At 66.7% G+C, this 24908-nt stretch carries 23 protein-coding genes and 1 tRNA gene; 14 read left to right on the top strand and 10 right to left on the bottom strand.

Features of this window, described 5'->3' with window-relative positions; translation table 11 throughout:
• Positions 1-208: 208 nt before the first annotated feature.
• Positions 209-1570, bottom strand: a complete 1362-nt coding sequence (locus AKH00_RS16710) for an L-serine ammonia-lyase (RefSeq protein WP_050723910.1) — start codon at positions 1568-1570, stop codon at positions 209-211.
• Positions 1571-1723: 153 nt separating this feature from the next.
• On the opposite strand from AKH00_RS16710, the gene AKH00_RS16705 reads away from it, so the two are divergent.
• Genes AKH00_RS16705 through AKH00_RS16695 form a run of 3 tightly spaced genes read left to right on the top strand, consistent with a single transcriptional unit; the run spans position 1724 to position 5741 of the window.
• Positions 1724-3205, top strand: coding sequence for an aminopeptidase P family protein (locus AKH00_RS16705; RefSeq protein ID WP_050723909.1), 1482 nt, complete (start codon positions 1724-1726; stop codon positions 3203-3205).
• Complete coding sequence (locus AKH00_RS16700; RefSeq protein WP_050724045.1) at positions 3202-4185, top strand: EamA family transporter; 984 nt, start codon at positions 3202-3204, stop codon at positions 4183-4185. Before AKH00_RS16705 ends, AKH00_RS16700 begins: the two co-directional genes overlap by 4 nt.
• Before the next feature lie 14 nt (positions 4186-4199).
• A complete protein-coding gene (locus tag AKH00_RS16695) occupies positions 4200-5741 on the top strand; it encodes a leucyl aminopeptidase (protein WP_050723908.1) in 1542 nt (513 codons plus the stop codon).
• A 2-nt stretch (positions 5742-5743) separates the two neighbouring features.
• Here the strand turns inward: AKH00_RS16695 and AKH00_RS16690 are convergent, their stop codons facing one another.
• From AKH00_RS16690 to AKH00_RS16670, 5 genes are read right to left on the bottom strand one after another with little or no spacing between them, the layout of a single operon-like run.
• Positions 5744-6499 carry an SDR family NAD(P)-dependent oxidoreductase gene (locus AKH00_RS16690; protein WP_152926245.1) on the bottom strand — a complete coding sequence of 252 codons (756 nt, stop codon included), beginning with the start codon at positions 6497-6499 and terminating at the stop codon, positions 5744-5746.
• A complete protein-coding gene (locus tag AKH00_RS17715; protein WP_082297700.1) occupies positions 6471-7481 on the bottom strand; it encodes a DUF2891 family protein in 1011 nt (336 codons plus the stop codon). The genes AKH00_RS16690 and AKH00_RS17715 overlap by 29 nt, the downstream gene beginning before the upstream one ends.
• The gene (locus AKH00_RS16680) at positions 7481-8824 is read right to left on the bottom strand and encodes a M14 family zinc carboxypeptidase (protein ID WP_050723906.1); all 1344 of its coding nucleotides are present in this window, start codon (positions 8822-8824) and stop codon (positions 7481-7483) included. The genes AKH00_RS17715 and AKH00_RS16680 overlap by 1 nt, the downstream gene beginning before the upstream one ends.
• A gap of 22 nt (positions 8825-8846) precedes the next feature.
• A complete protein-coding gene (locus AKH00_RS16675; protein WP_161804408.1) occupies positions 8847-9797 on the bottom strand; it encodes an ornithine cyclodeaminase family protein in 951 nt (316 codons plus the stop codon).
• Positions 9787-10503, bottom strand: a complete 717-nt coding sequence (locus tag AKH00_RS16670; protein ID WP_200903888.1) for a GntR family transcriptional regulator — start codon at positions 10501-10503, stop codon at positions 9787-9789. The genes AKH00_RS16675 and AKH00_RS16670 overlap by 11 nt, the downstream gene beginning before the upstream one ends.
• A gap of 165 nt (positions 10504-10668) precedes the next feature.
• Between AKH00_RS16670 and AKH00_RS16665 the strand changes: the two genes are divergently transcribed.
• From AKH00_RS16665 to AKH00_RS16640, 6 genes are all read left to right on the top strand, one after another.
• A complete protein-coding gene (locus AKH00_RS16665; RefSeq protein ID WP_082297698.1) occupies positions 10669-12228 on the top strand; it encodes an ABC transporter substrate-binding protein in 1560 nt (519 codons plus the stop codon).
• Between the two features lie 9 nt (positions 12229-12237).
• On the top strand, positions 12238-13254 hold the full coding sequence (locus tag AKH00_RS16660) for an ABC transporter permease (protein WP_200903887.1): 1017 nt from the start codon (positions 12238-12240) through the stop codon (positions 13252-13254).
• On the top strand, positions 13251-14114 hold the full coding sequence (locus AKH00_RS16655; protein ID WP_152926235.1) for an ABC transporter permease: 864 nt from the start codon (positions 13251-13253) through the stop codon (positions 14112-14114). The genes AKH00_RS16660 and AKH00_RS16655 overlap by 4 nt, the downstream gene beginning before the upstream one ends.
• A gap of 80 nt (positions 14115-14194) precedes the next feature.
• Positions 14195-15937, top strand: a complete 1743-nt coding sequence (locus tag AKH00_RS16650) for an ABC transporter ATP-binding protein (RefSeq protein WP_200903886.1) — start codon at positions 14195-14197, stop codon at positions 15935-15937.
• A complete protein-coding gene (locus AKH00_RS16645) occupies positions 15934-17220 on the top strand; it encodes an aconitase X (RefSeq protein WP_050723901.1) in 1287 nt (428 codons plus the stop codon). The genes AKH00_RS16650 and AKH00_RS16645 overlap by 4 nt, the downstream gene beginning before the upstream one ends.
• Positions 17217-17618: an aconitase X swivel domain-containing protein gene (locus AKH00_RS16640; RefSeq protein WP_082297697.1), complete on the top strand. Its 402-nt coding sequence runs from the start codon at positions 17217-17219 to the stop codon at positions 17616-17618. The genes AKH00_RS16645 and AKH00_RS16640 overlap by 4 nt, the downstream gene beginning before the upstream one ends.
• A 166-nt stretch (positions 17619-17784) precedes the next feature.
• Here the strand turns inward: AKH00_RS16640 and AKH00_RS16635 are convergent.
• A tRNA-Gly gene (locus AKH00_RS16635) sits at positions 17785-17855 on the bottom strand.
• A gap of 93 nt (positions 17856-17948) precedes the next feature.
• On the opposite strand from AKH00_RS16635, the gene dcd reads away from it, so the two are divergent.
• Entirely contained in the window at positions 17949-18554 is a 606-nt protein-coding gene (gene dcd, locus AKH00_RS16630; protein WP_050723900.1) for a dCTP deaminase, read from the top strand.
• Between the two features lies 1 nt (position 18555).
• Entirely contained in the window at positions 18556-19032 is a 477-nt protein-coding gene (locus AKH00_RS16625; protein WP_050723899.1) for a hypothetical protein, read from the top strand.
• A gap of 317 nt (positions 19033-19349) precedes the next feature.
• Here the strand turns inward: AKH00_RS16625 and AKH00_RS16620 are convergent, their stop codons facing one another.
• Positions 19350-19781, bottom strand: a complete 432-nt coding sequence (locus tag AKH00_RS16620; RefSeq protein WP_050723898.1) for a DUF6069 family protein — start codon at positions 19779-19781, stop codon at positions 19350-19352.
• 91 nt (positions 19782-19872) lie between these two features.
• On the opposite strand from AKH00_RS16620, the gene AKH00_RS16615 reads away from it, so the two are divergent.
• Complete coding sequence (locus AKH00_RS16615) at positions 19873-20457, top strand: TetR/AcrR family transcriptional regulator (RefSeq protein WP_050723897.1); 585 nt, start codon at positions 19873-19875, stop codon at positions 20455-20457.
• Positions 20458-20602: 145 nt separating this feature from the next.
• Here AKH00_RS16615 and AKH00_RS18205 read toward each other — a convergent pair whose 3' ends face one another.
• Complete coding sequence (locus tag AKH00_RS18205) at positions 20603-21457, bottom strand: MarR family winged helix-turn-helix transcriptional regulator (RefSeq protein WP_050723896.1); 855 nt, start codon at positions 21455-21457, stop codon at positions 20603-20605.
• 106 nt (positions 21458-21563) lie between these two features.
• On the opposite strand from AKH00_RS18205, the gene AKH00_RS18355 reads away from it, so the two are divergent.
• Positions 21564-22118: a MarR family winged helix-turn-helix transcriptional regulator gene (locus tag AKH00_RS18355; RefSeq protein WP_235556817.1), complete on the top strand. Its 555-nt coding sequence runs from the start codon at positions 21564-21566 to the stop codon at positions 22116-22118.
• A gap of 109 nt (positions 22119-22227) precedes the next feature.
• Positions 22228-23949, top strand: a complete 1722-nt coding sequence (locus AKH00_RS16595) for an HNH endonuclease signature motif containing protein (RefSeq protein ID WP_050723893.1) — start codon at positions 22228-22230, stop codon at positions 23947-23949.
• Between the two features lie 17 nt (positions 23950-23966).
• Here AKH00_RS16595 and AKH00_RS16590 read toward each other — a convergent pair whose 3' ends face one another.
• The gene (locus AKH00_RS16590; RefSeq protein ID WP_050723892.1) at positions 23967-24902 is read right to left on the bottom strand and encodes a cation diffusion facilitator family transporter; all 936 of its coding nucleotides are present in this window, start codon (positions 24900-24902) and stop codon (positions 23967-23969) included.
• Positions 24903-24908 lie beyond the last annotated feature (6 nt).

Raw genomic sequence — 24908 nt, 5'->3', positions numbered from 1 at the left:
CGGTATCCGGCGAGTGGCGTAAGGGGAAACGGGTGAAAAGAACAACGGCGTGCTTGATGGGCGCCATACACGGTGCCCAGGCGCCGCGCGCACCACCGTCAACCCTCGGTCGCCGCGCGTTCCGCCTCGTCGCGGGTCTTCTCGTACAGTCCCATTGCGACAAGCACCCGGTGGGTTGTGATGATGTCGTCGGATGCAGATAGATCGCCTAGCATTCGACGACGTTGACTGCCAACCCGCCGAGGGAGGTCTCCTTGTACTTGGTGAGCATGTCGCGTCCGGTGTCCCGCATGGTGCGGATGGCCTGATCCAAGCTCACCCGGTGCACTCCGTCCCCGTGCATCGCGAGTCTTGCGGCCTGAATGGCTTTCACCGCAGCGATACCGTTGCGTTCGATGCACGGGATCTGTACGAGGCCGCCGACCGGGTCGCAGGTGAGTCCGAGGTTGTGCTCAAGGCCGATCTCGGCGGCATTCTCGACCTGAGCCGGAGTGCCTCCGAACGCCTCGCACAGAGCCCCCGCGGCCATCGCGCAGGCGGATCCCACCTCGCCCTGGCAGCCGACTTCCGCTCCAGAGATGGACGCCGTGGACTTGATGACGATGCCGATGGCGGCCGCGGTGAGCAGGAATCGTTCGATGCTCTCGGCATCCACGTCAGGGAAGAAGTTCACGTAGTACTGGAGCACTGCGGGGATGATCCCCGCAGCGCCATTGGTCGGCGCCGTGACGACGCGACCGCCGGCGGCGTTCTCCTCGTTGACCGCCATCGCGTAGACGCTCACCCAGTCCATGTAGTGGAGGTGATGGGCAGCCTCGCCATCCGATTCCAGACGCTGGCGGAGGAGGGATGCGCGCCGGGGAACGTTGAGACCGCCGGGCAGGACGCCGTCGGTATGACTGCCGGCGTGAACGCAGGCGGCCATCACATCCCAAATCTCCCGGAGGCCGAGCGATGTCTCGTCATCGCTGCGCCATGCCCGCTCGTTGATGCGCATCACTTCGCTGATTGCGAGACCGCTGCGGTCGCAGACGTCCAGGAGGTCCGCGGCCGTGGTGAAAGGATGCCCGACCGCGACCACGTCGTCCGGAGCATCAGGCACACCATCTTCGACGATGAATCCCCCGCCGATGGAGAAGAACGTCGACTCGCGGATCGTCTCGCCCTCGACGCCGAGCGCCGTCACTGTCAGGGCGTTGGGATGCCCCTCCAGCGACCGTCCGAGATGAAGCACGACATCGGAACGGGTGAAGAGGATGGAGTGTGTGCCGCCCAGTTCGATTCGACCTGACGCCCAGAATGCGTCGATGCGCGCAGCTGCGCCGTGAGGATCGATGGTTGCCGGGTCTTCGCCGACAAGGCCCAGCACCACCGCCGTGTCCGTGCCGTGACCGCGCCCCGTGGCGGCGAGGGAGCCGAAAAGGTCAACTCTCACGCGTGCCACGCGCGAGAGAACGCGCGTCTCGCGCAGCTCGTCCACGAACTGGCGGGTCGCTCGCATCGGGCCCACCGTGTGCGACGAGGACGGCCCGATGCCAATCGAATACAGGTCCAGCGCACTGATAGCCATGAACGTCCTCTGCTCAAAGTAAGGTATTGCCGAAACGGGTCGACGCGCACGCCAACGGCGGCCCCGAAAGTACCTTAGTTGCGAGTACTCGAAGAATTCAAGGTGTGATACCTTACTCTCGATTGGCTACCGTTCACTCAAGGAGGATGCGCAATGACGGACGAGAACCTCGCGACAAGCGCCTCACGGACCCGCACGCATCCTCGCCGGACCGACGCCCTATCGGCCTTGATGACCGAGGACTGGGCCGCGACGCAACCCGACTGGGGGTTCAATCGCGATGCCATCGAACTTGCAGCGGTGCGTCGTCGAGAACTCGCAGCGCAGTTCCCAGACACGGTCCTGATCATCCCGAGCGGCTCAGCGAAGGTCCGCTCCAACGACGTCACCTATGTGTTTCGACCGCACACCGGATTCGCTCACCTCACCGGGCTCGGCGTCCGTAGCGACCCGGACTCGGCACTCGTACTCGCCGGTGGCGAGGCTGTGCTGTTCCAGCGGGAGCCGATGGGGCCGGGGACCGAAGCGTTCTACCTCGATGGAGCCGGGGAGTACTGGACGGGGCGGCGCCCGTCGATGGCGGAACTGCAGACAGCCCTCAACGTGCCCGTACGTCCGATTGAGGGACTGGTCGAATACCTCACCGGTGTCGGGCGCTCCGTACAGGTCGTGCCGAATGTCGCTCCAGCAGTGGATCGTCTTCTCGCCGCAGGCGCAGTCAACGTGGATGAGGCGGGAAGCGACGCGCTCGCTACTGCCCTTGACGAGATGCGCCTGACGAAGACGCTCTGGGAGGTAGGAGAGATGCAGAAAGCCGTGGACGTCTCCATCCGAGGGTTCGCGGATGTAGTCCAGGCGCTGCCGAAAGCGGTGAGCGTTTCTCGGGGTGAACGCGTGGTGGAGTGGGCGTTCCTGGGGCGCGCGCGTATCGAAGCGAACGACATCGGCTACGGGTCAACGGCCGCCGCCGGGGAGAACGCCACCACTTTGCACTGGGACGCCTGCGACGGCCTCGTCCGCGCGAACGACCTGGTGCTTCTGGACGCAGGAGCGGAGCTGGAGACGCTTTACACGGCCGACATCACGCGGACGATGCCGGTCTCAGGACGCTTCAGCGACGTGCAGCGCCTCGTCTACCAGGCCGTGCTCGACGCCGCCGATGCGGCCATCGCCGCGGCCGTCGTCGGCAGGCCCTTCCAGGACCCGCATGATGCTGCGGTCACCGTCCTCGCCGAACGACTGGAAGAGTGGGGCATCCTGCCGGTCACAGCAGCAGAGTCGCTCTCCGACGACGGACAGCAGCACCGCCGGTGGATGCCGCACGCGACGAGTCACCACCTCGGCCTGGACGTGCATGACTGCGCTGGGTCTCGCCCCGAGAACTATCGGGGCGCAACGATCCGGCCGAACATGGTGTTCACCGTCGAACCGGGACTGTACTTCCAAGCGGATGATCTGTCTGTTCCTGCCGAGTTCCGCGGTATCGGCGTCCGCATCGAGGACGACATCGTGGCGACGGAGGACGGGCCCGTCAACCTCAGCGCCGGTCTCCCACGCACCATCGCGGAGATCGAAGAATGGATGCATCCGCTTCTCGAGCGTGGTCGGGCGCTGCTGTCGACGGCGACGGCATGAGCCGGACACGAAACGTTGGGCTGATCCTCGCTGTCGTCGCCTGTGCGGCATTCGCGACCTCCGGTCCGGTCGCCAAGTCACTCATGGAAGCAGGCCTCGAGCCTCAGCAGGCGTCGTGGATGCGGCTCACCGGTGCCGCACTGATTCTGCTTCCCGTCGTCATCATCCTGCGAGGGAAGGCGCTGGCGGCAACCTGGCGATCCTCCTGGCGACTGCTCATCGCATACGGGGCGGTCGGCATGGCCGCGTCGCAGACCCTCTTCTTCTACGCGACGTCGCTGCTGCCGGTCGGGGTCGCGATCCTGCTGCAGTTCTCCGGCCCGCTTCTCATCATCGGCTGGACGAAGTTCGTTCGACGCACGCATGTTCCGCGCTCCGCGGTCATCGGCGTCACCATCTCGCTGCTCGGCCTCGTGGTCGTCGTCGAAGTGTGGACGGGCTTGGCGTTCGACGTGTGGGGTGTGCTCGCGGGAATCGGATCCGCCGTCTGCCAGGCCGCATACTTCCTGCTCATCGAAGATCTCAAAGACTCATCCGACGTCCTGGTGATGACAGCGTCCGGTACAGCCGTCGCTGCCGTGCTGTTGAGCGTGACGACCCTTCCCTGGACGTTCCCCTGGCACGTCCTCACCGGAGATGTGGTGCTCGCGGGTAACGACGTGTCCGGTTGGATTCCGTTCTTCTGGCTCGTGCTCATCTGCGCGATCTTCGCGTATCTCCTCGAAGGGGCAGCGGTGCGACGGTTGTCCGCGGTCATCGGGGGTGCCATCGCGTACGTAGAGGTCGTCTTCGCGGCCGTCATCGCCTGGTTGCTGCTCGGTGAAGGTCTGGGAGCGGCACAGATCCTCGGCGGGGTGCTGGTCATCGCTGGGGCGTACATCGCCCAACGACCCGCCAAGAAGGACGGCCTGGACACGACAGATCAGCTCGAATTCCCTGGGATGGTCGGCGCCGACGCCGTGATCCATAAGAGTCATTGAAAGGACCTACCACGATGTCTTCACCCATCGATCTCGTCTTGCGGGCCGGCGAGCTCCCGACTGTCACCGTCGACGGTCCCGCGCCTTCCGCGGAAGGCTCAGGGGTCGTCATCGGCATCACCGTCGCAGACGGGCAGGCGGAAGCGCTGGACCCGCGCAACCAGCTCGACGCGCGCACCCGGGACTCTCTCACCCGCTCCGCCGGCGTCCTGGCAGCAACGTGGGCGGATACGGCCTCGGTGGTCAACGCACCCGGGAGCAGCCCCTATGACTACATCGTCCTCGTCGGACTGGACGACGATGACCCGTCCGCGACCAGTGCCGTCAGATTGCGTCGAGCAGCGGGGGCCGCGGCCCGCGCATCCGCTCGAATCGCCGCAGTGACGTTCGCCCTCCCGGTGAGCGATGCCGCGGACGTGCGCGCCATCATCGAAGGATCCCTGCTCGGAGGCTTCGTCTACCCGGGACTTCACCGCGAGGCCGAGGGCGGTGATGGCGGAACCGTTGAGATCGACGTGCTGGCAGGAGGCATGACCCTCGACCCCGCAGAGGTGACGTCCGCGGTGGAGGCGGCACGCGCGACGCGGATGACCCGCACTCTCGTGGATCTGCCGCCAAACCTGCTCTACCCGGCATCGTTCGCGAAGCTGGCAGGCGAACTCGCGGATCGTGACGGCCTGGATGTCAAGGTGTGGGACGAGGCGGCCCTGCGTGGGGGAGGTTTCGGTGGCCTGGTGGGGGTCGGCCAGGGAAGCGAGCACGGTCCGGCGCTCGTCCGCGTCGACTACACCCCGCAGGGGTCGGCCCGAAGCCACCTCGCGTTCGTCGGTAAAGGGATCACTTACGACTCCGGTGGCATCAACCTGAAACTGTCGGAACTCGACTACATGAACTTCGACATGTCCGGCGCAGCAGCTGTGTTGACCGCCGTCCTCGCCTGCGCACGTCTGCAGGTGCCTGTCCGTGTCACGGCCTGGCTCGCGCTCGCAGAGAATGTCCCGTCGGGGACGTCGCAACGACCGAGCGACGTCATCACTCTTCGCGACGGGACGACCGTCGAAGTGCGGGATACAGACGCAGAAGGACGCCTGGTCCTCGCGGACGCCATCATCGAAGCCACGGCCGAGGGTCCTGACATCGTCGTCGACATCGCGACTCTCACCGGAGCGCAGCAGATCGCGCTCGGCGACCGCGTCAGCGGAATGATGGCCAACGACGACGACCTCGCAGGTGACCTCTCCCGTCTTGCCACCGCTGCGGACGAACGCGTGTGGCGGATGCCGCTGCCCGTCGATCTCGGCTACGGTCTCCGCTCGCGGGTCGCTGACATCGCGAACAAAGCTGAGAGGCCCGGGGGCATGCTCACCGCGGCGTTGTTCTTGCAGCACTTCGTCTCCCGCGCAGACGCCGTTCCCCGGTGGGGACACCTGGACATCTGCGGCCCGGCCATCAACCGAGCGAAGCCATACGGGTTCACCCCACTGGGGTCGACGGGAGTCGGTAGCCGAACGCTCATCGCCTTGGCCGAGGACGTCGCCGCATCAGCGCAGCCGTAACCCTATCGACGGATGCTGGCCACCCCGCCGTCCACGGGGAGGAGGACGCCGGTCGTCGACACTGCACCCGGGTTCGCGAGGTACGCGATGGCTTCGGCGACCTCTGCGGGTTGCACCAGCTTTCCGGAAGGCTGACGAGCGACGAGTGCGTTCCACGCGTCCTCGGGTTCCGGTGCTGAGGAGACGAGCCGCTGCACCCAGGCCGTCTCCGTGGTGGACGGCAGAACAGCATTCACCCGGATCCCGTCGGGCACCAGCTCGGCCGCGAGAGACCTGGTGAGGGAGGCGACGGCGGCTTTGCTGGCGGAGTACGCGGCGCGGTCGGCGACACCCACAGCGGCGAGGATGGAGGAGACGTTCACGATACTTGGACACTCGGAGCGTCGAAGGAAGGGAAGCGCCAGCGCGGTAGTCCTCGCCATGCCGATGACATTCACGTCGAGCAGCTCGGCCCACTCAGAACGGGACATGTCGACGAACGAGGCCGAGGACCCGCGCCCGGCAGCGTTGATGAGCACATCGAGGCCGCCGAGACGCCGCTCGATCTCGTTCAGAGCGTGCGCGATGCTCTGGTCATCGGCGACATCACCGACCACTGTGGTGTCGCCTGGGGAGCGCCCCACGGACAGTACTGACGCTCCTCGCTCCAGGAGTGTCGTGACGGTCGCGGCGCCGATACCGCCGGTCCCGCCGAACACCGCGACCCGGACGCCCGTGAAATCGTTGATGTCAGCTCCTAAGTTCCAGGCCGGACGCATGATCTGCAAGCAGCGCGAACGATACGAGCCAGTGCGTCGACATGAAGTCGCCGTCGTTGATGACCCCGGCAGCTGCCGCTCGGTGATGTGAAGCGGATGCTCGCAGACGTTCGGTGCGCTCGTCATCCAGCCGGGACGCGATGATATCCAGCTGCGCGGCGCGAGACAGGGCCAGCCCTGACCAATGGGTCGCTGACCCGTCGTCGGTGTCTTCGACGACGGGCGGAGTGAGAAGCGGATGCGGTGACCGACCGAATCCCGGCAGAAGTCGCTCGAACCACTCCCGGTAGGCGGAAGTGTCGAGAAGTCGTGCCAGGAGAGCCGCCTCACTCAGCGCCGGCGAGAAGATGTCGGAACCTGACGGTTCGAATCGAACGTCCAGGTCTGTGTCGGTGCTGTACCACCCGGACGCTGTGTCGCGGATGGCGCTCAGCAGGTGGGTGTACCCGCCGGCATCGGCCGCGTCGTGCAGGAGCGCAAGGCTGAACGCACTGTTCTGATGGAGACCATGACGGATCACGCGAGGGGCGGACTGAAGCCACTCTCCGGCTAATTCGACGACGGCATCCGCCAGCAGGCGAGCAGCAGGGGTCCACTGTGCTGCTGCAGGGGTCGTGCTCGCCAGGATCTGCGTGGCTAAGGTCAATGCCCAGGCCCATCCGTAGGGACGCTCCCACGTCTTCCTGCGTCGCAGGTACGCGATTTCTGCCCTGATAGCGCCGGGGCGAAGTCGGTCGTCCAGGAGCTGCTGTGCGCCCTCGGGGGCGCTGTCAGGATGCGTCCCCATCAGCGTGACCAGTGACCACTGCATGTGCACGCTCGAGTGCCAATCGAAAGACCCGTGGAACGCGGGATGGAGGCGTTCAGGTGTCACATCGCAGTCCGCGTCGCTCAGTGACCGATGTCCGGCCTCGTAGGGGTACGTCGTGCGGAGCGCGCGGGCACACGTTGTCGCGTACCGGGCCGCGGTGGTGGCATCCATCAACTGTGTGCGAGCGCAGCGGTGCTCCGGCGGCGCGCGATTTCGTTCGCGAAGACGAGCACGGACCCGGCCTGCAGCATGACCATCGCGTTCACGCTCAGTGGTTTCAGCGGTACGGGTTCGCCCCGTCTCAGCCACTCGTCGACGAGCGCGGACACAGTAGCGAGGGCTGTGCGCACGGCCGGGCTGGCGAGCCCGGCGTCGACCTGCACCTTGAGCGCACGGCGGAACATCCCGCCATATCGCAGCACGAACCCGCGCACTCGGGTTTCACGGCTGGCTGTCTCCGCCGCGGTTGCCGGACGGTCCTCCGTCGAGACCGCCACACGGCGAAGGTCGGACGCAGCATCTTCGGCAATCAGGGGAATGAACGCTTCGGACGCGGACCAGAAAGGTGAGGGGATGGTCATGTCCGCCCGGACGAGAGCCATCTGCGCGTTCAGACTCGAGGCCACATCCCCGAGCGCTTGGGCGGTGCGAGACAGCATGGAGGCATGAGACTCTGAGGTCTTACCCGTGGGGGTGACCGCGTGCGTCCAGTAGGGCACCTCGGGGATCAGCGTCGCAGCACCGTGAGCGGCGGCATACTCCGTGGACGACGATCCGAGGAACCCCAGCGTGGGGTCTTCTTCCGCCGCCACGGCCGCGTCGTACTCAGCCGCGAAACGAGAGGCCAGGTACACGCCATCGGCGAGCTGGGTCATGTGCGCCGACTCCGCCTCGCCCTGGTCGACGTCGACACCCGCGAACCGTGCGACGTCATGAAGGTCGTGCATGAGTTCGGGGTCCCACTGGGACACATACCAGTACGCACCCCCTGCCTCAGAGCCGTGGAGGCTGACGTAGAGCTCGGGGCGAAGCTCATCAATCACCCGAGCCAACGCCTGCGTCTCTGGAAGCATCCGGTCGAAGTACGCGTCCCGGTATGCCGTCGGGAACGTCCATTCAGGTTGCGCGTCCGGGGCTGGTCGGAAGAAGTCCTTCGTGTACGCGTCGAAATCGCCAGGACGGTCGAACCACCTCTCGTTCAGACGGCTGCCGTCCGGGTCGAGGTTGTGCACGAAATGCCAGGTGTAGTCGTAAGCCGCTCGGAACTCGGCGTCGAACGTTGCGAGGCGCGCGAGCTGTGCCGCCGTCTGAAAGCATGCGACCTCGTTCGGGTGCACCCCGGACACGACAACCGCATCGCGGTGACCAGAGCCGACGGTGGTCAACAGCAGAGGTTCACCGAGTCGAGAGGTACCGATCCTCCGGGTCGAGGCGACGTCAGGCGCCTCCGCCACGAGCAGCGCGAAGCCGTTGTCGATCTCGTCGACCTGAAGGAACCGATCTTCGACGCTCATCGCACTGAGCCATCGTTTGACCTCAGACAGCGCGGGGAGGGTGTGAGGCAGAGTCATTGTTGTCCTTGACGTGATGAGTGCGGTTTCGGGCGATGGCGGACGCGGCCGCCCAGTCCTGGATGGCGAGGCCCACGGATTTGAAGATGGTGCGATCCGAGCGCGCGCCTTGCTGCGCTGACAGGCGGGCGCCCAGTTCGGTGACACCCTCCTCATTCGCTTGTCCGCTCCGCAGCGCGGCCATGAGGTCGCCGGCTTCTTCACACGCGGCTTCCCAGTCATCGACGACGATGTCGGCGTCGGTGAACGCGTCTGCCGGCACTTCCCTCATGTCCAGGCGGTAGGAACCCACGGCGTTGATGTGGATGTGGTTCGGGAGATCGTCGGCGCTGAACACAGGATGCAGTGCCGATGTCGCGCACGTGAGGACATCCGTGGTGGCGAGGGCCTGACCGAGATCGGTGGGAACGGTGATCCGCACGTCGGGATACTGCGCTCGTAGCCTGTCCACGAGCCGGGTCGTCCGTGCCGGAGTGCGGGACACCACCCGGACTTCCTGGATCGCTCGTACCGCGACCACTGCCGCGACCTGGTGGAACGCCTGAGCTCCGGCGCCGATAATCGTGAGGGTCGCGGAATCCGCGCGTGCGAGCAGGTCAGTCGCAACGCCGCTGACTGCGCCGGTGCGGACTGCGGTGATGTCCGCCGCGTCGAAGACGAGTTCCCCGTCGGGCGCTGTCCACACGATAGCTCCGGAGATGGCAGGGTCGCGCGCAGGATCGATGCGCAGCACCTTCACGGCCGCGGTGCTGCTCGGCCGATGATGAACGGGCATGGTGAGAATTCGACCGTTGCCGAACGAGGTGCGGACGGGCAGGTCGAACTCGTCGTTGTGGAAGCTCACGAACGCGTCGCGCACCGCATCAATCACCGGCTCCAGCGCGATTGCGCCGGCGAGGCGATCCTCAGTGCTCATGTCCGGCATCGCTCTCGTCCAAGCCCGCCCAGAGTCCGCGGACGTGTCGGAGATGCGTCGCCATGATCTCGGCTGCACGGTCAGCGTCCCCCGCCGCCATTGCTTCGAGAAGGTCGTCGTGCTCTTGCAGGGACCGATCGAAAGTCACGCTGTCGCCGATCTGGTCAAGGCCCAGCAGGCGGCTTCTGTCACGGAGCGTGCCGACCATGGTGACGAGCTCGTCGTTACCGAGTCCTCGGAGCAGGCCCAGGTGGAACTCCCGGTCGGTGGCGACGAACGACGACCAGTCCCGTGCCATCGCGTATCCGCGGGTTCGCACACACAGCTCACGATGCGGGGCGTAGTCATCGATGAGGCCTCGCTGGGTGATGGTGCGGATAGCCGGGATCTCCAACAGTGCACGCACTTCATTGATCTGGTCGAGCTCGTCCGGTGTCGGCCGCCGCACGATGAACCCGCGGTTCCTGCGCATCTCGACGAGTCCGTCTTTCGCCAGGTCGTGAAGCGCCTCCCGCACCGGCGTGATGGACACCTTCAAGCGCTCCGCCACAGAACCGATGGAGAGCAGCGTGCCCGCTTCCAGTCGTCCGGAGACGATCTGGGATCGGAGGATGGCTGCCGCCTGTGCTCGGTAGCTCTGCTGCTGCACTGCGGTGCCGACAGTCTCGTCCGACCAATCGAGTGTCAAGGTCACCTTGTCCTCCAAGATTCTAGTGAGGCCTTACGCCTCGAACGGTATCACGTTCCATAGCTCCCTGGTCGGAGTCGCGAAGATTTCACCGAGGTTACGGGAAGTTGCGATCTGGTTTCACTTCAAAGCACGCGAAAAAAAAGAGTGAGGTATTACACCCAATCGTGCTACCGTCACGGCATGACATCCTCAATGCCCGCCCGAAGGGTCTCCGCTGTAGCCGCGGTCGGCATCGTCGCCGCCCTCGCTCTGTCCAGCTGCTCCGGTGCATCCACACCGGATGCGGCCGCCACCGAACTCACCTGGGCGCTGGTCTCCGCCCCGCAGAGTCTCGACAACACCAAAGCCATCTCGGCGGTCTCCTACACCGTGCAAGCAGCGGCGCTGGAGACACTCGTCCACGTGTCCGATGCAGGAGAGATCGAACCGTGGCTCGCCGAGTCGTGGACCAGCCCCGACGACAAGACGTACGTCTTCACGCTGCGTGACGACGTAACGTTCTGGAACGGGGATCCGATGACGGCAGACGACGTCGCGTTCTCCATCAACAGGGTGGCTGAGGACTCCTCGCTCATCAGTTACAACTTCACCGCGCTGGATAGCGCCACCGTGACCGGCGACGACGAGGTCACGATTACGCTGTCCGAAGTCGACCCCCTGTTCCTGCCCGTCGGTCTCGCGACCAACGGGTTCATCGTCCAGAAGGCATACGTCGAAGAGTCCGGCGACGCGCTCGGCGATCCGGAAGCTCTGACGATGGGGACCGGGCCCTACCAGTACGAGTCGTTCTCGAAGACCGGTGACACCGTGCTGTCGCGTTATGACGGCTACTGGGGTGAGGCGCCGGCTCCGGACAGCGTCACCTTCACGACCATCACTGACGCGGAAACCATGCGCATCGCCCTGACCCAGGGGCAGGTCGACGGCACGTTCGAAGCCAGCCTCGCGGACGTGGAGCGGTACGAGTCGAGCGATGCGGTCACTACGACGCTCGCACCGGGCCTCGCCATGGAGTACCTGTCCTTGGACGTGCGGGAGGCACCGTTCGACGACGTCCATGTGCGCAAGGCAATTGCCTACGCAGTGTCTAAAGACGATCTCGTCACCGCACAGCTGAAAGGCAACGGTGCGCCGGCCGACTCCTTGATGACCATACTGCAGCTCGAGGCCATGTTCGGGGAGGACGGCAGCGAGCTCACCGACCAGATCACCGTCTACGGCAACGATCTGTCGGCGGCGCAGGACGAACTCTCGCAGTCGGCATACCCCGACGGGTTCACCGCAGACGTGACGTTCGCAGAGTACGACTCGGTCGTCTTCCAGGTCCTGCAGGCCGACCTCGCGGAGATCGGCATCACCTTGAACGGCAAGCCGGTGTCGGCGGAGCAGTTCTACGACGAGATCGGTCAGATCGACCAGCCGCAGGGGATGCGTCCCATCTACACCGGTTACGGATCCTCCGACCCGTGGGAAGCGCTGCGCAACCTTCTGGGTGGCTCGAACACGAGCGGCTACACGAGCAGCGTGGTCGACGAGAACCTCGCGACCCTCGCGTCCTCCCTCGATGAAGCCGAACGTAAGGCCGCAATCGTCGCGATCTCGCAGGATCTCGCCGAGAATGTCCCGTACGTCCCGCTCTACACCGAGGACAAGCTGTTGGTCCTCAGCAACGAGTGGGGCTACGAGGACTTCGCGCCCCGAGGCGCGGACTGGATTCACCGAGTCACTGCCGCACAGTGATCTCAGTGAGTGGGCGGGTGCGCACGTACCCGCCCGCTCCCTCCACCGTCGTTTTCGAGGAAGAAAGCATCTCTCGTGGCCCTTTATCTCCTGAGGAAGTTCGGGCAGACCGTCGCGTTGCTCTTCGTGGTGTCGATCCTGGTCTACGCGCTTCTGTACCTCGCGCCCGGATCAGTCGAACGCACACTCCTCCAAGGTCAACCTGCAACACCGGAGACGCTAGCCGCGATCCGAGAGCAGTTCCACCTCGACGACCCATTCCTCGCCCAGTACTGGCGGTGGGTGACCGGAGCCGTCACCGGCGACTTCGGGTCCTCCATCGTCGAACGTCAGCCGGTGACCACCGTCATCGGTGGCCGCCTGGAGATCTCCGCCACGCTCGCGGTGATGGCCATCGTGCTCGTCCTTCTCACGGCGATCCCGCTCGGGATGATTGCGGGCCTCCGCCAAGGGAAGATCGCCGACGTGCTGATTAGCGGCATGTCCGTGGTGTTCCTCGCCGCTCCGGTCTACGCGACCGCGACGATCCTGCTCTACATCTTCGGGATCGCCCTGGGCATCTTTCCCGTGTTCGGCGCAGGCAACGGCTTCGTGGACCGGCTCTGGCATCTGCTCCTGCCGGCCATCACACTCGCTATCGCGCAGTTCGCTGTCGTCGCCCGACAGATGCGGGCCAGCGTTCTGGGGGTCGAGAGCGCCGACTACGTGACGTTCGCAAGAGCGCGAGGACTCACGAACTCGCGGATTCTCGGGGCGTACACCTTCCGTAACAGCATGCTGCCCGTGCTCACCGTGACCGGCCTACTCTTGGCCGGAAGCCTCGGTGGAGTGGTGTTCATCGAGAACATCTTCTCCATCCCCGGCCTCGGATCCCTCCTCGTCGAGTCCATTCGCTCGAAAGACATGCCCGTCGTCCAAGCCATCGCAATCCTTCTCGCGACCATCGTGTTCGCCTTCAACTTCATCGTCGACATTCTCTATGCCGTCGTAGATCCGCGCATCCGGATGACAGGGGGCCCGCGATGACCACTCAACGCATCGTCACGCAGATGGCGAAAGAGCGCGCGCGTCGCCCGAAGGTCACCCTCCTCACCGTTCTCTGTGTCCTCGTCCTCACCGTCGCCGGAGTGTGCGCGGTGGCGGGTCCTTTCATCACTCCACTGAACCCGAACACACAGGACATCGTGCTCGGCGCGACCGCACCCAGCGGCGAACACCTGCTTGGGACCGATGACCTGGGCAGGGACGTGTTCTCCCGTCTCATCGCTGGCGCGCAGACAGCGATCCTAGGTGCTGTCGTCGTCGCCATCGGGGCCACGCTTGTGGGCACCGTCGTCGGTCTCGTCGCCGGTTTCCGAGGCGGTGCGCTGGACAGTTTCCTCATGCGCGTCACTGACCTGGTGTGGGCGTTCCCGATGTTGCTGACAACCCTCGTCGTCGTCGGTGTCTTCGACGGAGGCTACTGGGTCGCCGTCGCCATGTTCACGATCTTCGGATGGCCCATCGAAGCCCGGTTGGTGCGGAGCGTCACTCTCGTCCAACGAACACTGCCGTACGTAGAGGCCGCGCGCACTCTCGATGTGAGCGAGCCCGTGATTGTGTTCCGACACGTGCTGCCCAACGTCGCCCCCACTGTGGTGGCGAACCTTCTGCTCGGTTTCGTCGGCGCGCTCGTCGGCCTGTCGGGATTGTCGTTCCTCGGCCTCGGTGTGCCCCCCGGGGTGCCGGACTGGGGGCTGATGATTAACGAGAATCGGTCCATCCTCGAAACCAACATCTGGGGGTCGCTCGCGCCCTCCATCGCACTCATCATCGTCGGCCTCGCCGCGACGCTCGCAGCGGATCGTTGGTACAGCAAGGTCTCGAAGGAAGGTAGCTCCCGATGAAAGCGACCGACACGACAGAGATCGTGGCACAGCTGAGCGGTCTCTCGCTATCTGCTGAACGAGACGGGAACGCTGTCCCGTTGACGTTCGACACCGACCTGGACCTCTACCGAGGAGAGACGCTCTGCCTGGTCGGGGAATCCGGCAGCGGCAAGTCGATAACCGTGCGCACAATCGCGGGGCTCCTGCCTGCCGGAGTTCAGGCGCGCGGGTCAGTGAAAGTGAACGGGCAAGAGCTCATCGGGGCGGCGGAACGGGATCTCGCAAAAGTGCGTGGCAAAGCCGTCTCCATCCTGATGCAGGACCCTTTCACGATCCTCAACCCGCTGCAGACGATCCGTACCCACCTCGTCGAATCCCTTCCTGCCGACCGTCGTAAGGCCGACGTCGATGCGACCGTTCGCCGCATGCTCGCTGAGGTTCAGATCACGGACCAGAGTGTTCTCGGCCGTTACCCGTTCCAACTCTCCGGTGGTATGCGTCAACGTGTGGCTCTGGCCGCGGCGATGGCGAAAGACCCCGAGATCCTTATCGCTGACGAGCCGACCACGGCGCTCGACGCGACCACTCAGCGGGCGATCCTCGACCTCATTCGACAGATCCAAAGGGACCGGGGGATGTCGGTGATCCTCGTCACACATGACCTCCAGCTCGGCTTCACCTACAGCGACAGGGTCATGGTGATGTACGCCGGGAACATCCTGGAACGCGCGGACGGCGACGCTCTGCGTGCGGGAGCAGCTCACCCGTACACCGAAGGGCTCCTGCGGTCGATCCCGAGCAGCAAAACGCGGGCGGTGATCCTGGACAGTATCCCCGGGTCCATCGTGCCCGCACACGAGACGGTCGATCACTGTGCGTTCTCGAACCGGTGCGCGTGGGTCACGGAAGAATGCATCGCCGGGTCACCGCGGCTTCGGAGCATCGGTGACGGACATGAGACCGCATGCGTGCGGATCGAGGAGATCCGCGATGAGGTCCTGGCGGACTCGAAGGCGGGCGAGCACGTCGACGTGCAACCCATCGCCTCGCTCGTGTCGACGATGAACGACGAGCCGGCACTCGTCATCGAGTCGTTGGAGAAGACCTTCGGCACCAAACGACACCCCGGTCACCGCGCCGTCGCCGACGTGTCGTTGACCGTAGAACGGGGAGGGAGCGTCGGCATCATCGGCGAGTCCGGATCGGGGAAGACGACTCTCGCACGCTGCGTTCTCGGACTCGAAAAGCCCACGTCCGGGCGCATCATCGTCGGTGGTCGAGACGCGACCTCGTACGACGCGATGTCTCGGACGGATCGGCATGCGGTCCGCCGCGCTGTGCAATGCGTCTTCCAGGACCCGTATACGTCTCTGAACCCATCCCATCGCGTCGGCTCCGCACTGCGAGAGGCACTGTCGAAAGCGGAATCGTCCAGGTCGTTGACGGTGTCCGACCTGCTCGAACTCGTTCGGCTGCCGGCGTCCTACGCGCGCAGGCGGCCGAGCGCGCTCTCAGGTGGTGAGCGCCAGCGTGTCGCCATCGCTCGCGCCCTGGCGGTCAGCCCTGACCTCATCGTGTGCGATGAACCCGTCGCGTCGCTGGATGTCAGCGTGCAGGCACAGATCCTCTCCGTCCTGCGCTCAGCCAACGAGGAGCTGGGGACGTCGTTGTTGTTCATAACTCACGACCTGGGTGTGGTCCGGCAAGTCACCGACCAGGTCGTGGTGATGTTGCGTGGCGAGATCGTCGAACGCGGGTCCACCGCATCCGTGCTCGATGATCCGCGCCACGAGTACACCCAGCGTCTCGTCGCTGCCACCGACTTCGACAGCGCCGCATGACAGGCGCAGTCGCTCTCCTTCTCACCGACGATGAGGAGTCGATGCTCGCCGGCCGAGATGGCGAAGCGGTCGCTCTGGCGATGCGGATCATCGTGCGACTCGCGAAGACCTTGCAAGCGCCTCGTCTGGTCCGGGTGTCCTCAGCGCACATCGATTCCGCGCTGTTCCACGGGCAGGCGAGTCTGGATTTCGCGAACCGCCTGGTCGAACTTGGGGCGAAGGTGCGCATCCCCACGACACTCAACGTCGGATCCATGGACCTGCTCCATCCTCAGTACGTGAGGACAGATACGGAGGAGCAGAAGACTGTAGCCGAAGGCGGGCGGGAGCTCATGTCCGCGTACCTCGCCATGGGCTGCACAGCGAGCTGGACGTGCGCGCCCTACCAGCTTCCCGACCGCCCACGATTCGGCGAACACATCGCGTGGGCCGAATCGAACGCGATTGTCTTCGCGAACAGCGTGCTCGGCGCGCGTACGGACCGCTACGGCGACTTCCTCGACATCGCTGCCGCCATCACCGGGCGTGCCCCATTATCTGGGTTGCAGGCAACCCCCGCGCGCCGTGGGCAGGTCATTTTCGACTGCACGGAGCTTTCAGACAAAGACCTGGCTGAGGAGACGTTGTGGCCGACTCTCGGGTATATCGCGGGAACCATCAGCGGGTCGAAGAACCCGGTGTTCGTCGGGCTTCCTGCCGACGCGTCCGAAGATCAGCTCAAGGCTCTCGGTGCGGCCGCGGCGTCCGCAGGTGGCGTGGGGATGTTCCATGTCGTCGGTCGCACGCCTGAAGCCCCCACCCTCACGGCAGCGCTGCACGGCAACCCCCCGGAGAAGGGGGTCAAGGTGAACGCGGAGACGATACGCCGAGCTCGGCGAAAGCTCTCCACGTTCGAAGATGGTCCCATCGACGCTGTGAGCATCGGGACGCCCCATGCATCGTTCGACGAGATCACGCGACTTGCCGCACTGTTCGCCGATGGTCCGCCGCCGGAAGAGAATGTGGACGTATTCGTATCGACCAGTCGCCGTCAACTGGCGCTTGCCGAAGAGTCCGGTGCCGCGGAGATCCTTCGACATGCGGGTGTCCGGATCGTGGTCGACACGTGCACATACGTCACCGCCATGCTGTCCCCGACCAGCAGGCGAGTGATGACCAACTCCGGGAAGTGGGCACACTACGCGCCCGCGAACATCGGCGTGGAGGTTGTTCTCGGGTCGATGGCCGAGTGCGTCGCCTCCGCACGCGCTGGGCGCGTTGTTCTCGCAGACGAGGACGCATGATTGACGTCCTCCTCGACGGAGTCGCCATTGGACCGCTGCTTCGACTGCGCGCCCCGTTGTCGTTCTGGGGTGGAGTGGACGAGAGCGGCACGGTCGTGGATCTCCATCACCCTGACCGTGGCCGGAACCTCTCTAACTCCATCCTGGTCATGACCGGCCGCGGGTCGAGTTCGTCATCGAGCGTTCTCGCGGAACTCATCCGGTCGGGTGCCGGGCCAGCCGCCATCATTCTGGGGTCACGTGACGCCATCATCGTCACCGGCGCCCTGGTCGCGGCAGAGCTGTACAAGCACACCGTCCCCGTGCTCTTCGTCAGTGATGACGAAGCCCCCTTCGAAGACGGCAAGAACGTCATCGTGGACACCGCGCATCAGCCCGCTCTCCGAGTTCTGCGCTAGCACTCTCGAGTGCAACGCGGTCAGCTGACCCGCGTCGTCACGGCAGTGCCTGGACCGGATTCGCGATTCTCTCGTTCGCGGCGTGGAAAGAAGGCTCGAAGTCCTTGAGAACTCCAGTCTGGAGTGACTCCAGACTATCCGGGATAGCTTTGGAAATCACATGCGGAGGGGCTGACGGGAATCGAACCCGCGCTGTCTGCTTGGGAAGCAGAAGTTCTACCATTGAACTACAGCCCCGCACCCGCATCCGAGGAGCGGGTGATCGCAAGCCTACCCGGCCGACACGTCATGGCCAAAGCGCGGTCACGGCGTGGCAACTAGGCTGGTGCCGTGCTTCTCAGCGATCGCGATATCAGGGCCGAACTCGCCACGGGCCGCATCGGCCTGGCACCGCACGAGCCGGAGATGATCCAGCCGTCGAGCATCGACGTCCGGCTGGACCGGTACTTCCGCCTCTTCGACAATCACAAGTACCCGTTCATCGACCCCTCGGTCGACCAGCCCGAGCTCACACGGCTGATCGAGGTCGACCCGGACGAGCCGTTCATCCTGCATCCCGGCGAGTTCGCGCTGGGCGCGACCTTCGAGCAGGTCACGCTGCCCGACGACGTGGCGGCGCGCCTGGAGGGCAAGTCCTCGCTCGGGCGCCTCGGCCTGATCACGCACTCGACCGCCGGATTCATCGACCCCGGCTTCACGGGGCACGTCACGCTGGAGCTCGCGAACGTCGCGACCCTGCCGATCAAGCTGTGGCCCGGCATGAAGATCGGTCAGCTCTGCTTCTTCCGTCTGACGTCGCCGGCCGAGAACCCGTACGGCTCCGGCCCGTACGGCAATCGCTACCAGGGACAGCGCGGGCCGACGGCATCCCGCTCGTTCCAGAACTTCCACCGCACCGACGTGGGAGTGACCGACGTGGGAGCGCTGGGAGGCTGACATGAGCGACGGCACGAACCCGCAGGATCCGACGACGGATGCGGTCGTGCCGCCGCCCCCGCCCGAGACGCCGATCCCCGACGGCCTCATCCCGGAGGCCCCGTCGGTGCCGGAGGCCTCGGAGGCGGCGGTGCCCCCGCCGCCCGACATCCTGCCCGCGGATGACGTGATCCCGCCGCCTCCGCCCGAGGCGCAGCTGCGGTCCTCCCGCCGTCCGACCTCCATTGCGGCCCAGCCGTCCGGCGACCGTCCGGCGGCCGCCGCGGACGACTGGGCTCAGCCGTCTATCGCACCCGAGGTCCCCACCTCGGGCGGCTACCGGGTGCTGTCCGGCGTGATCTTCGCGGTGCTGATCCTGCTGCTGCTCGGCGCCGTCGCCGTCGGAGTGTTCCTCGCGACGACGACCTCCTTCCCCTGGTCGAGCGGTGGTGCCGGGTCGGTGCTGGCGACGGCATCCGCCCTCCTCGCGCCGGGGTAGGGGATGACGCCGGGGTAGGGGATGACGCGGAGGTAGGGGGCATCCCCCGGAAATGTCCTGCGCCGGCGTCTTCTCCTGCGCCCGCGCCGGCCGGCACCCTCGCGCCGGGGTAGGGGATGACGCGGAGGTAGGGGGCATCCCCCGGAAATGTCCTGCGCCGGCGTCTTCTCCTGCGCCCGCGCCGGCCGGCACCCTCGCGCCGGGGTAGGGGATGACGCGGAGGTAGGGGGCATCCCCCGGAAATGTCCTGCGCCGGCGTCTTCTCCTGCGCCCGCGCCGGCCGACACCGGCGCACCTCCTCAGCTGCCGGCCCCGGCTCAGCGGATGCGGGAGGCGAAGGCGTATGCGGGCACGGCGACCGCGACGACGACGAGGTGCATCACCATCAGTGCGATCACCGCGCCGGTGGTCGTGCCGGGGATGAATCCGAGCACGAGCAGCAGCACGTCCGGCAGGAACGACGCGACCGTGACGGCGGGCACCAGGATCGTGAGAGTGCGCCGCGGGTCGCGGGCCTTGCGCTGCACGAGTGACCACCCGAACCATCCGAGCGCGACGCCGATCACGGTGAAAAGGCCGTAGGCAGGGAAGGTGAGCGGACCGTAGGTCGCCGGGGCTCCGGTCGCGACGGCGACGGCCGCGACGACGGTGTTGGCGGCGACCGCGATGACGGCCGCCGTGACGAGGGTGAGGATGGTGCGCGTGCGGGACCGCGTCGCGGCCTGCTCGGCGGGGACGGTGGTGACCATGACAGCTCCTTGATCGACGGATCCAATACGGTACCGACCGGTACCGATATGTAACGGTACTCTTCGTTCCCGGAATATACAATGGGGACTCATGGAAGCGGTTCAGGCGAGCAGGACGGCCGGTCGTCCGCGCGATCCCGGCGTCGAGGCCGCGATCCTCGCCGCCGTGCACGAGCTGCTGATCGAGAACGGCTATGCCGGCACGACGATCGCGGCGGTCGCCCAGCGTGCGCGATGCGGACGATCCGCCATCTACCGCCGCTGGGAGAACAAGGCCGAGCTCGTGGTCGCGGCGGTCCGCGCGCTCCAGGTCACGACGGACGCACCGGACACCGGCACGCTGCGGGGCGATCTGCTCGCGGCTGCGCTGCATTTCGCCCAGGCGGACGAGCGCACTGCGAACGTGCTCGCCAGCATCCTCAGTGAGATCGGACGCGACGAGGAGCTCCGTGAGGTCGCCTACCGCGTCATCGGAGGGCCTCCGGTCGCCGTGCTCACGCGTGTGATCGAACGGTGGCGCGATCGCGGGGAGGTCCGGGCCGATGCTCCCATCGCGGTCATCGCGGGGATAGTGCCGACCGCCGCCTTCGGCAGCGTGAGCCTGCGTCGCCGCGCCCTCGAACCCGAGGCCGTCGCGGAGCTCGTCGACCAGGTCATCCTCCCCGCGTTGCGATAGGGCGGATGCCGGGGTCGCCGGTGCCGCCCGGCGCCGGTCATGGATGCCGAACGCCCCCTCCGGAGAGGGGGCGTTCTGGATGGATGCCGTGAGGCGGGTCGTTCCGGATGGATGCCGTGGGGCGGGGTCGTCCGGATGGGCACCGTCAGGCGTCGCGCCCGCGGGAGTAGCCGGCGTCGAAGCCGCGCTCGAAGGCGTGCTGCGCCATGCGGGCCCCAGGGTGTCCCGGGTGTCCGTGTGCGCCGAAGCCGCGTCCGCCGAAACCGCGTCCGCCGTGTCGGTGCTCGCCGGGGATGTCGCCGTGCGCGTGGTCTGAGCCGTGCTCGTGATGTGAGCCGTGCGCGTGGCCGGTGGACTCGTGCGCGGCGAACCGGTGCTCGCCGCGTCCGCGGCGGAAGCGGTCGTGACCGGGGTGGCCGCGGTGTCCGCAGTCGCCGTGCTCGGCATCCGGTCCAGCGTCGTGACCGAATCCGGGGCCGAACGGGCGGCCATGGCCTTCGAACCCGCGGCCTCCGAAGCCATGACGCGGGCCGAAGCCGTGACGGCGTCCGAAGCCGCGACCGTGCGTGCGCTTGTGGGGGAGAGGGGTCTCCTCGTCCCAGCCGAAGGCGCGCGCGATCTGCTCGAGCGACGCCACGGTGGTGGCGAGGTCGTCCGGTGAGACGGCGTCTGCGACCTTCGCGCGGATGCCGTCGACGATGCCGCCGAGGCGGTCCTTGGCGGCACGCCCCTCGTCGGTCAGGGTCCAGCCCTCGCCGTCGGCGACGATCCATCCGCGCTCGACGAGTCCGCGCAGCTTGTGTGCGGAGAGCGGGCGGCGCGGCGCGTTCGTGCCCTCAACGGCGTTCAGGAGGCGCCAATCGCGGCGGCTCGCGTGCTCGCCGTCGAAGGCGGTGGCGAACTCGGCGGCCATGAGGCGGTCGACCGCCTTGAGCCAGTATCCGAACGGACGGTCGTGGTTCGGAGTGTTCTCGGGGTTCTGAGTGTCTGAGGTGTTCATAAGTGGTGTCCTTTTGATGTCAGTGAGCATGTGCTTGTCACAGTGCATGTACATGTAGTGTGACATGCGTCACGAATGCATGTCAAGTCGCATGTAAAATCGAGGCGTGAGCGACTCCGAGAACGACCCCGCCGAAGCCATCGCCCGCGCTCTCGCGCGCCTGCGGGGCCGTCGAGCCGGCGATCGAGGACGCGGCCCTGGTGGACGTGGCGGACCGCACGGCTGGCACGGCGGACCCCACCCCGACCACTTCGAGCACGCCCACCCTGGTCGGCCCGGTCATCCCGGCATGCCGCCGTGGATGGGTGACCCCTCGGGGCGCTTCGGGGGACCGGCTCGGATGCGGATGCTCGAGGCGCTCGCCGCGGCATCCGTCCCGCTCAGCGTGAGCGATCTCGGCTCCGCGATCGGCGTGGACCAGCCCCGTGCCTCGCGCCTGGTCCAGCAGGGGGTCGCGCACGGATGGCTGCGCCGAGAGGCCGATCCCGACGACGCGCGCCGCACCCGGATCGCGCTGACCGACGAGGGGCGATCGCTGGTGCGCGGTGTGCGTGGCGAGCGACGCGAGGCGCTGGGCAAGGCGCTCGCCGCGTTCACCGACGAGGAGCGGGTCGAACTCGCCCGCCTTCTCGGCAAGCTCGCCGACAACTGGGAGTCCTGAGCGGCGAGAGTTCGATCGGGAGCGTGCTGTTCCGGAATATCTCTCTGAGCTGGGAAAAATCGGCGCTCAAGCCGGTGCGAATGTCGGTGGCTCCTGCTGGGATGGGGGCATGCCCACCGGTTCCTGCTCTCGTCTCGCTCAGGTCGTCCACGATCTCGACGCGATGCTGGGCGACGACACCCTGGCCGGGGTGTCATCGGACGAACGGCTGGAGATCCTGGCGACGGCGGGTGCCGCGCTGCGGCGCCTCGAGGCCATGATCGTCGAGACCGTCGCGACGGGCGACGCCGTCGACCTCTCGCACGGTGCCGGGTGTCGGTCCACGAGCGAGCTGCTGCAACGCACGCTGTCGACGGATGCTGCAGGTGCCGCCCGGATCGGCAAAGTCGTCGATCTCGTGCGCCGCGACGTCAACCTGCTCTCCGGTGAGCGGCTTCCCGCGCGTTGGCCCGAACTCCGCGAAGCTATGCTCGACGGCAGAGTGAGCGTCGCCGGCATGCTCGCGGCGACGACTCCGGTCGAGAGATGCCGAGACCGCCTGACCCCCGATGAGCGAGCGAGCGCCGATCAGTGCCTCGCCGACGCCGCACGCGGTGGGTATGGAAGCGCGGATGCCGGAAAGGGCGTCGACGCGGATCGTGACAGTGGGGCTGATGCGCCGATCCCGACGACCGACGACCTGGGAATCCTCGCGCATGCGCTCGTCGCGGTGCTCGATCCCGACGGCGCAGAGCCCGACGATGCGAACGCACAGCACCGGCGCGGGCTCACGATCGGTCGTCTGCGCGACGGACTGCGGCCGATCCGCGGGTGGCTGTCGCCCGAAGTGGCGGCGCAGCTCGAGACCGTCCTCGACGCGATCAACAACCCGGCGGGCGAGGGGCCGGCGAAGCCACGGGTGGCGTTCCTTGACGCTGACGCTGACGCTGACGCTGACGCTGATCCTGGCGCGGGCGCTGGCGCGGGCGCTGGCGCTGGCGCGGGCGCTGACGCTGACGCTGATCCTGGCGCGGGCGCTGGTGAGGGCGCAGATCCTGGTGGGGCCGCAGACCCGTTCAATACCGATCCGCGTAACGTGATCGACGGCCGCACGCCGCTGCAGAAGCGGCACGACGCGTTCGCGGCGGCCCTTGCCATCGCCGCACGCCACAAGGACATGCCGACGCTCGGTGGCGCGGCGCCGACCCTCGTCGTCACGATGGACGTCGCGGATCTCGAGCGCGGATCCGGAGCGGCATCACTCCCGGGGGCGCACGGACACTCGCATGCACAGGTGCCCGCACGGGTCGCGGCGCAGACAGGCTGCTCCGGCACGATCCAACGCGTCGTGTTCGACGGAGGGCGCATCGTCGGGATCAGCAGCATGGGCCGCGTGTTCACCGTGCACCAGCGTCGAGCGATCGTGGCCCGGGACAAGGAGTGCCTCATCCCGGGATGCCACGTGCCGGCCGGGTGGTGCGAGATCCATCACGTCACCGAACACTCGCGAGGCGGGCCGACCGACACCGACAACGGGGTGCCCCTGTGCTGGTGGCATCACCGCTCGCTCGACGGATCGGGGTGGGAGATCCGCATGGACTCCGGCGTGCCGCAGGTGCGAGGGCCGGCCTGGTGGGATCCCGAGCAGCTCTGGAGAACACCGCGGCTCAGCGACCGAGACGCGAGGACGACCGGCCGAACAGCGCCTGTCCGGCATCGACCACGCCCGCAACGCGGGGGACGGCCGAAGCCTTCGCGCGACATCGAGTACGCACTCGCCGGTCCCGCCGCGAGGCGCGAGCGCGAGCACGAGCTGGTCATCGACCGAGCACCGAGCATCGGCGTCGGATGACGTGTCATCCCTGCGACTCACACCGTCGCGGCAGTCGCATCCTCGCCGAAATCGAGCGATGCCTCGTCGTCGACCGACAGCGACAGCACGACCGTCTCGACGACCGGATGCGCCTCGATCTGCCGTTCGATCTCCCGCAGCCGGCTCGCGACATCGTGCTCCCGCGCGTCGCCGGTCAGATCCACCTCCGCCACGAGGAACAGGCGGTTGGGCCCGACATACTCGATGTGCAGGTACGTGACGCGCTGCACCTGCGGAGACGTGAGCAGTGCGCGGCCCACGCGGTTCCGCAGCTCGGGCGTCGCGTTCGTTCCGACCAGGAAAGCGATGTTGCGTCCGATCAGGATGACCGCGACGACCCCGAGCAGGATGCCGACGAGGATCGACCCCACGGCATCCCAGGCCGCGACGCCCGTGATCTGATGCAGGACGATCGCGCCGCCGGCGAGCACGAGCCCGATCAGCGCGGCCATGTCCTCGAAGAACACCGCCCGCAGGGTCGTGTCGCTCGTGCCGAGCACGTAGTCCCAGGTCGACGACCCGCGCTCGCGCGCCAGCCGCCGGGAGCGCACGAGCGCCTGAGTGAACGACGCGCCCTCCAGCACGAACGCGATGCCGAGCACCGTGTAGGCGATGCCCGGGCTCTCCACCGGCCCGGTCTCGGCGAGCTCCTGCACGCCGTGCATGATCGACACGATCGAACCCGCCGTGAAGATCCCGAACGCGGCGATCAGCGACCACACGAACGCCGCGCGACCATAGCCGAGCGGATGCCGGTCGTCCTTGGCCTTCGCGCCACGGCGGTCGGCGATCAGCAGGAAGATCTCGTTGCCCGCATCCGCCCAGGAGTGCGCGGCCTCCGCGACCATCGACGCCGACGACGTCAGCACGGCCGCGACCGTCTTCGCGATCGCCACGAGGACGTTGGCGAGGAACGCGATGATGACAGTCACGCGGTC

The organism is Microbacterium sp. GCS4 (assembly GCF_001262495.1).
In the GTDB taxonomy this organism is placed as follows: domain Bacteria; phylum Actinomycetota; class Actinomycetes; order Actinomycetales; family Microbacteriaceae; genus Microbacterium.
Note: the sequence above shows the minus strand (reverse complement) of the source record. Positions and strands in the feature narration are given on the sequence as shown.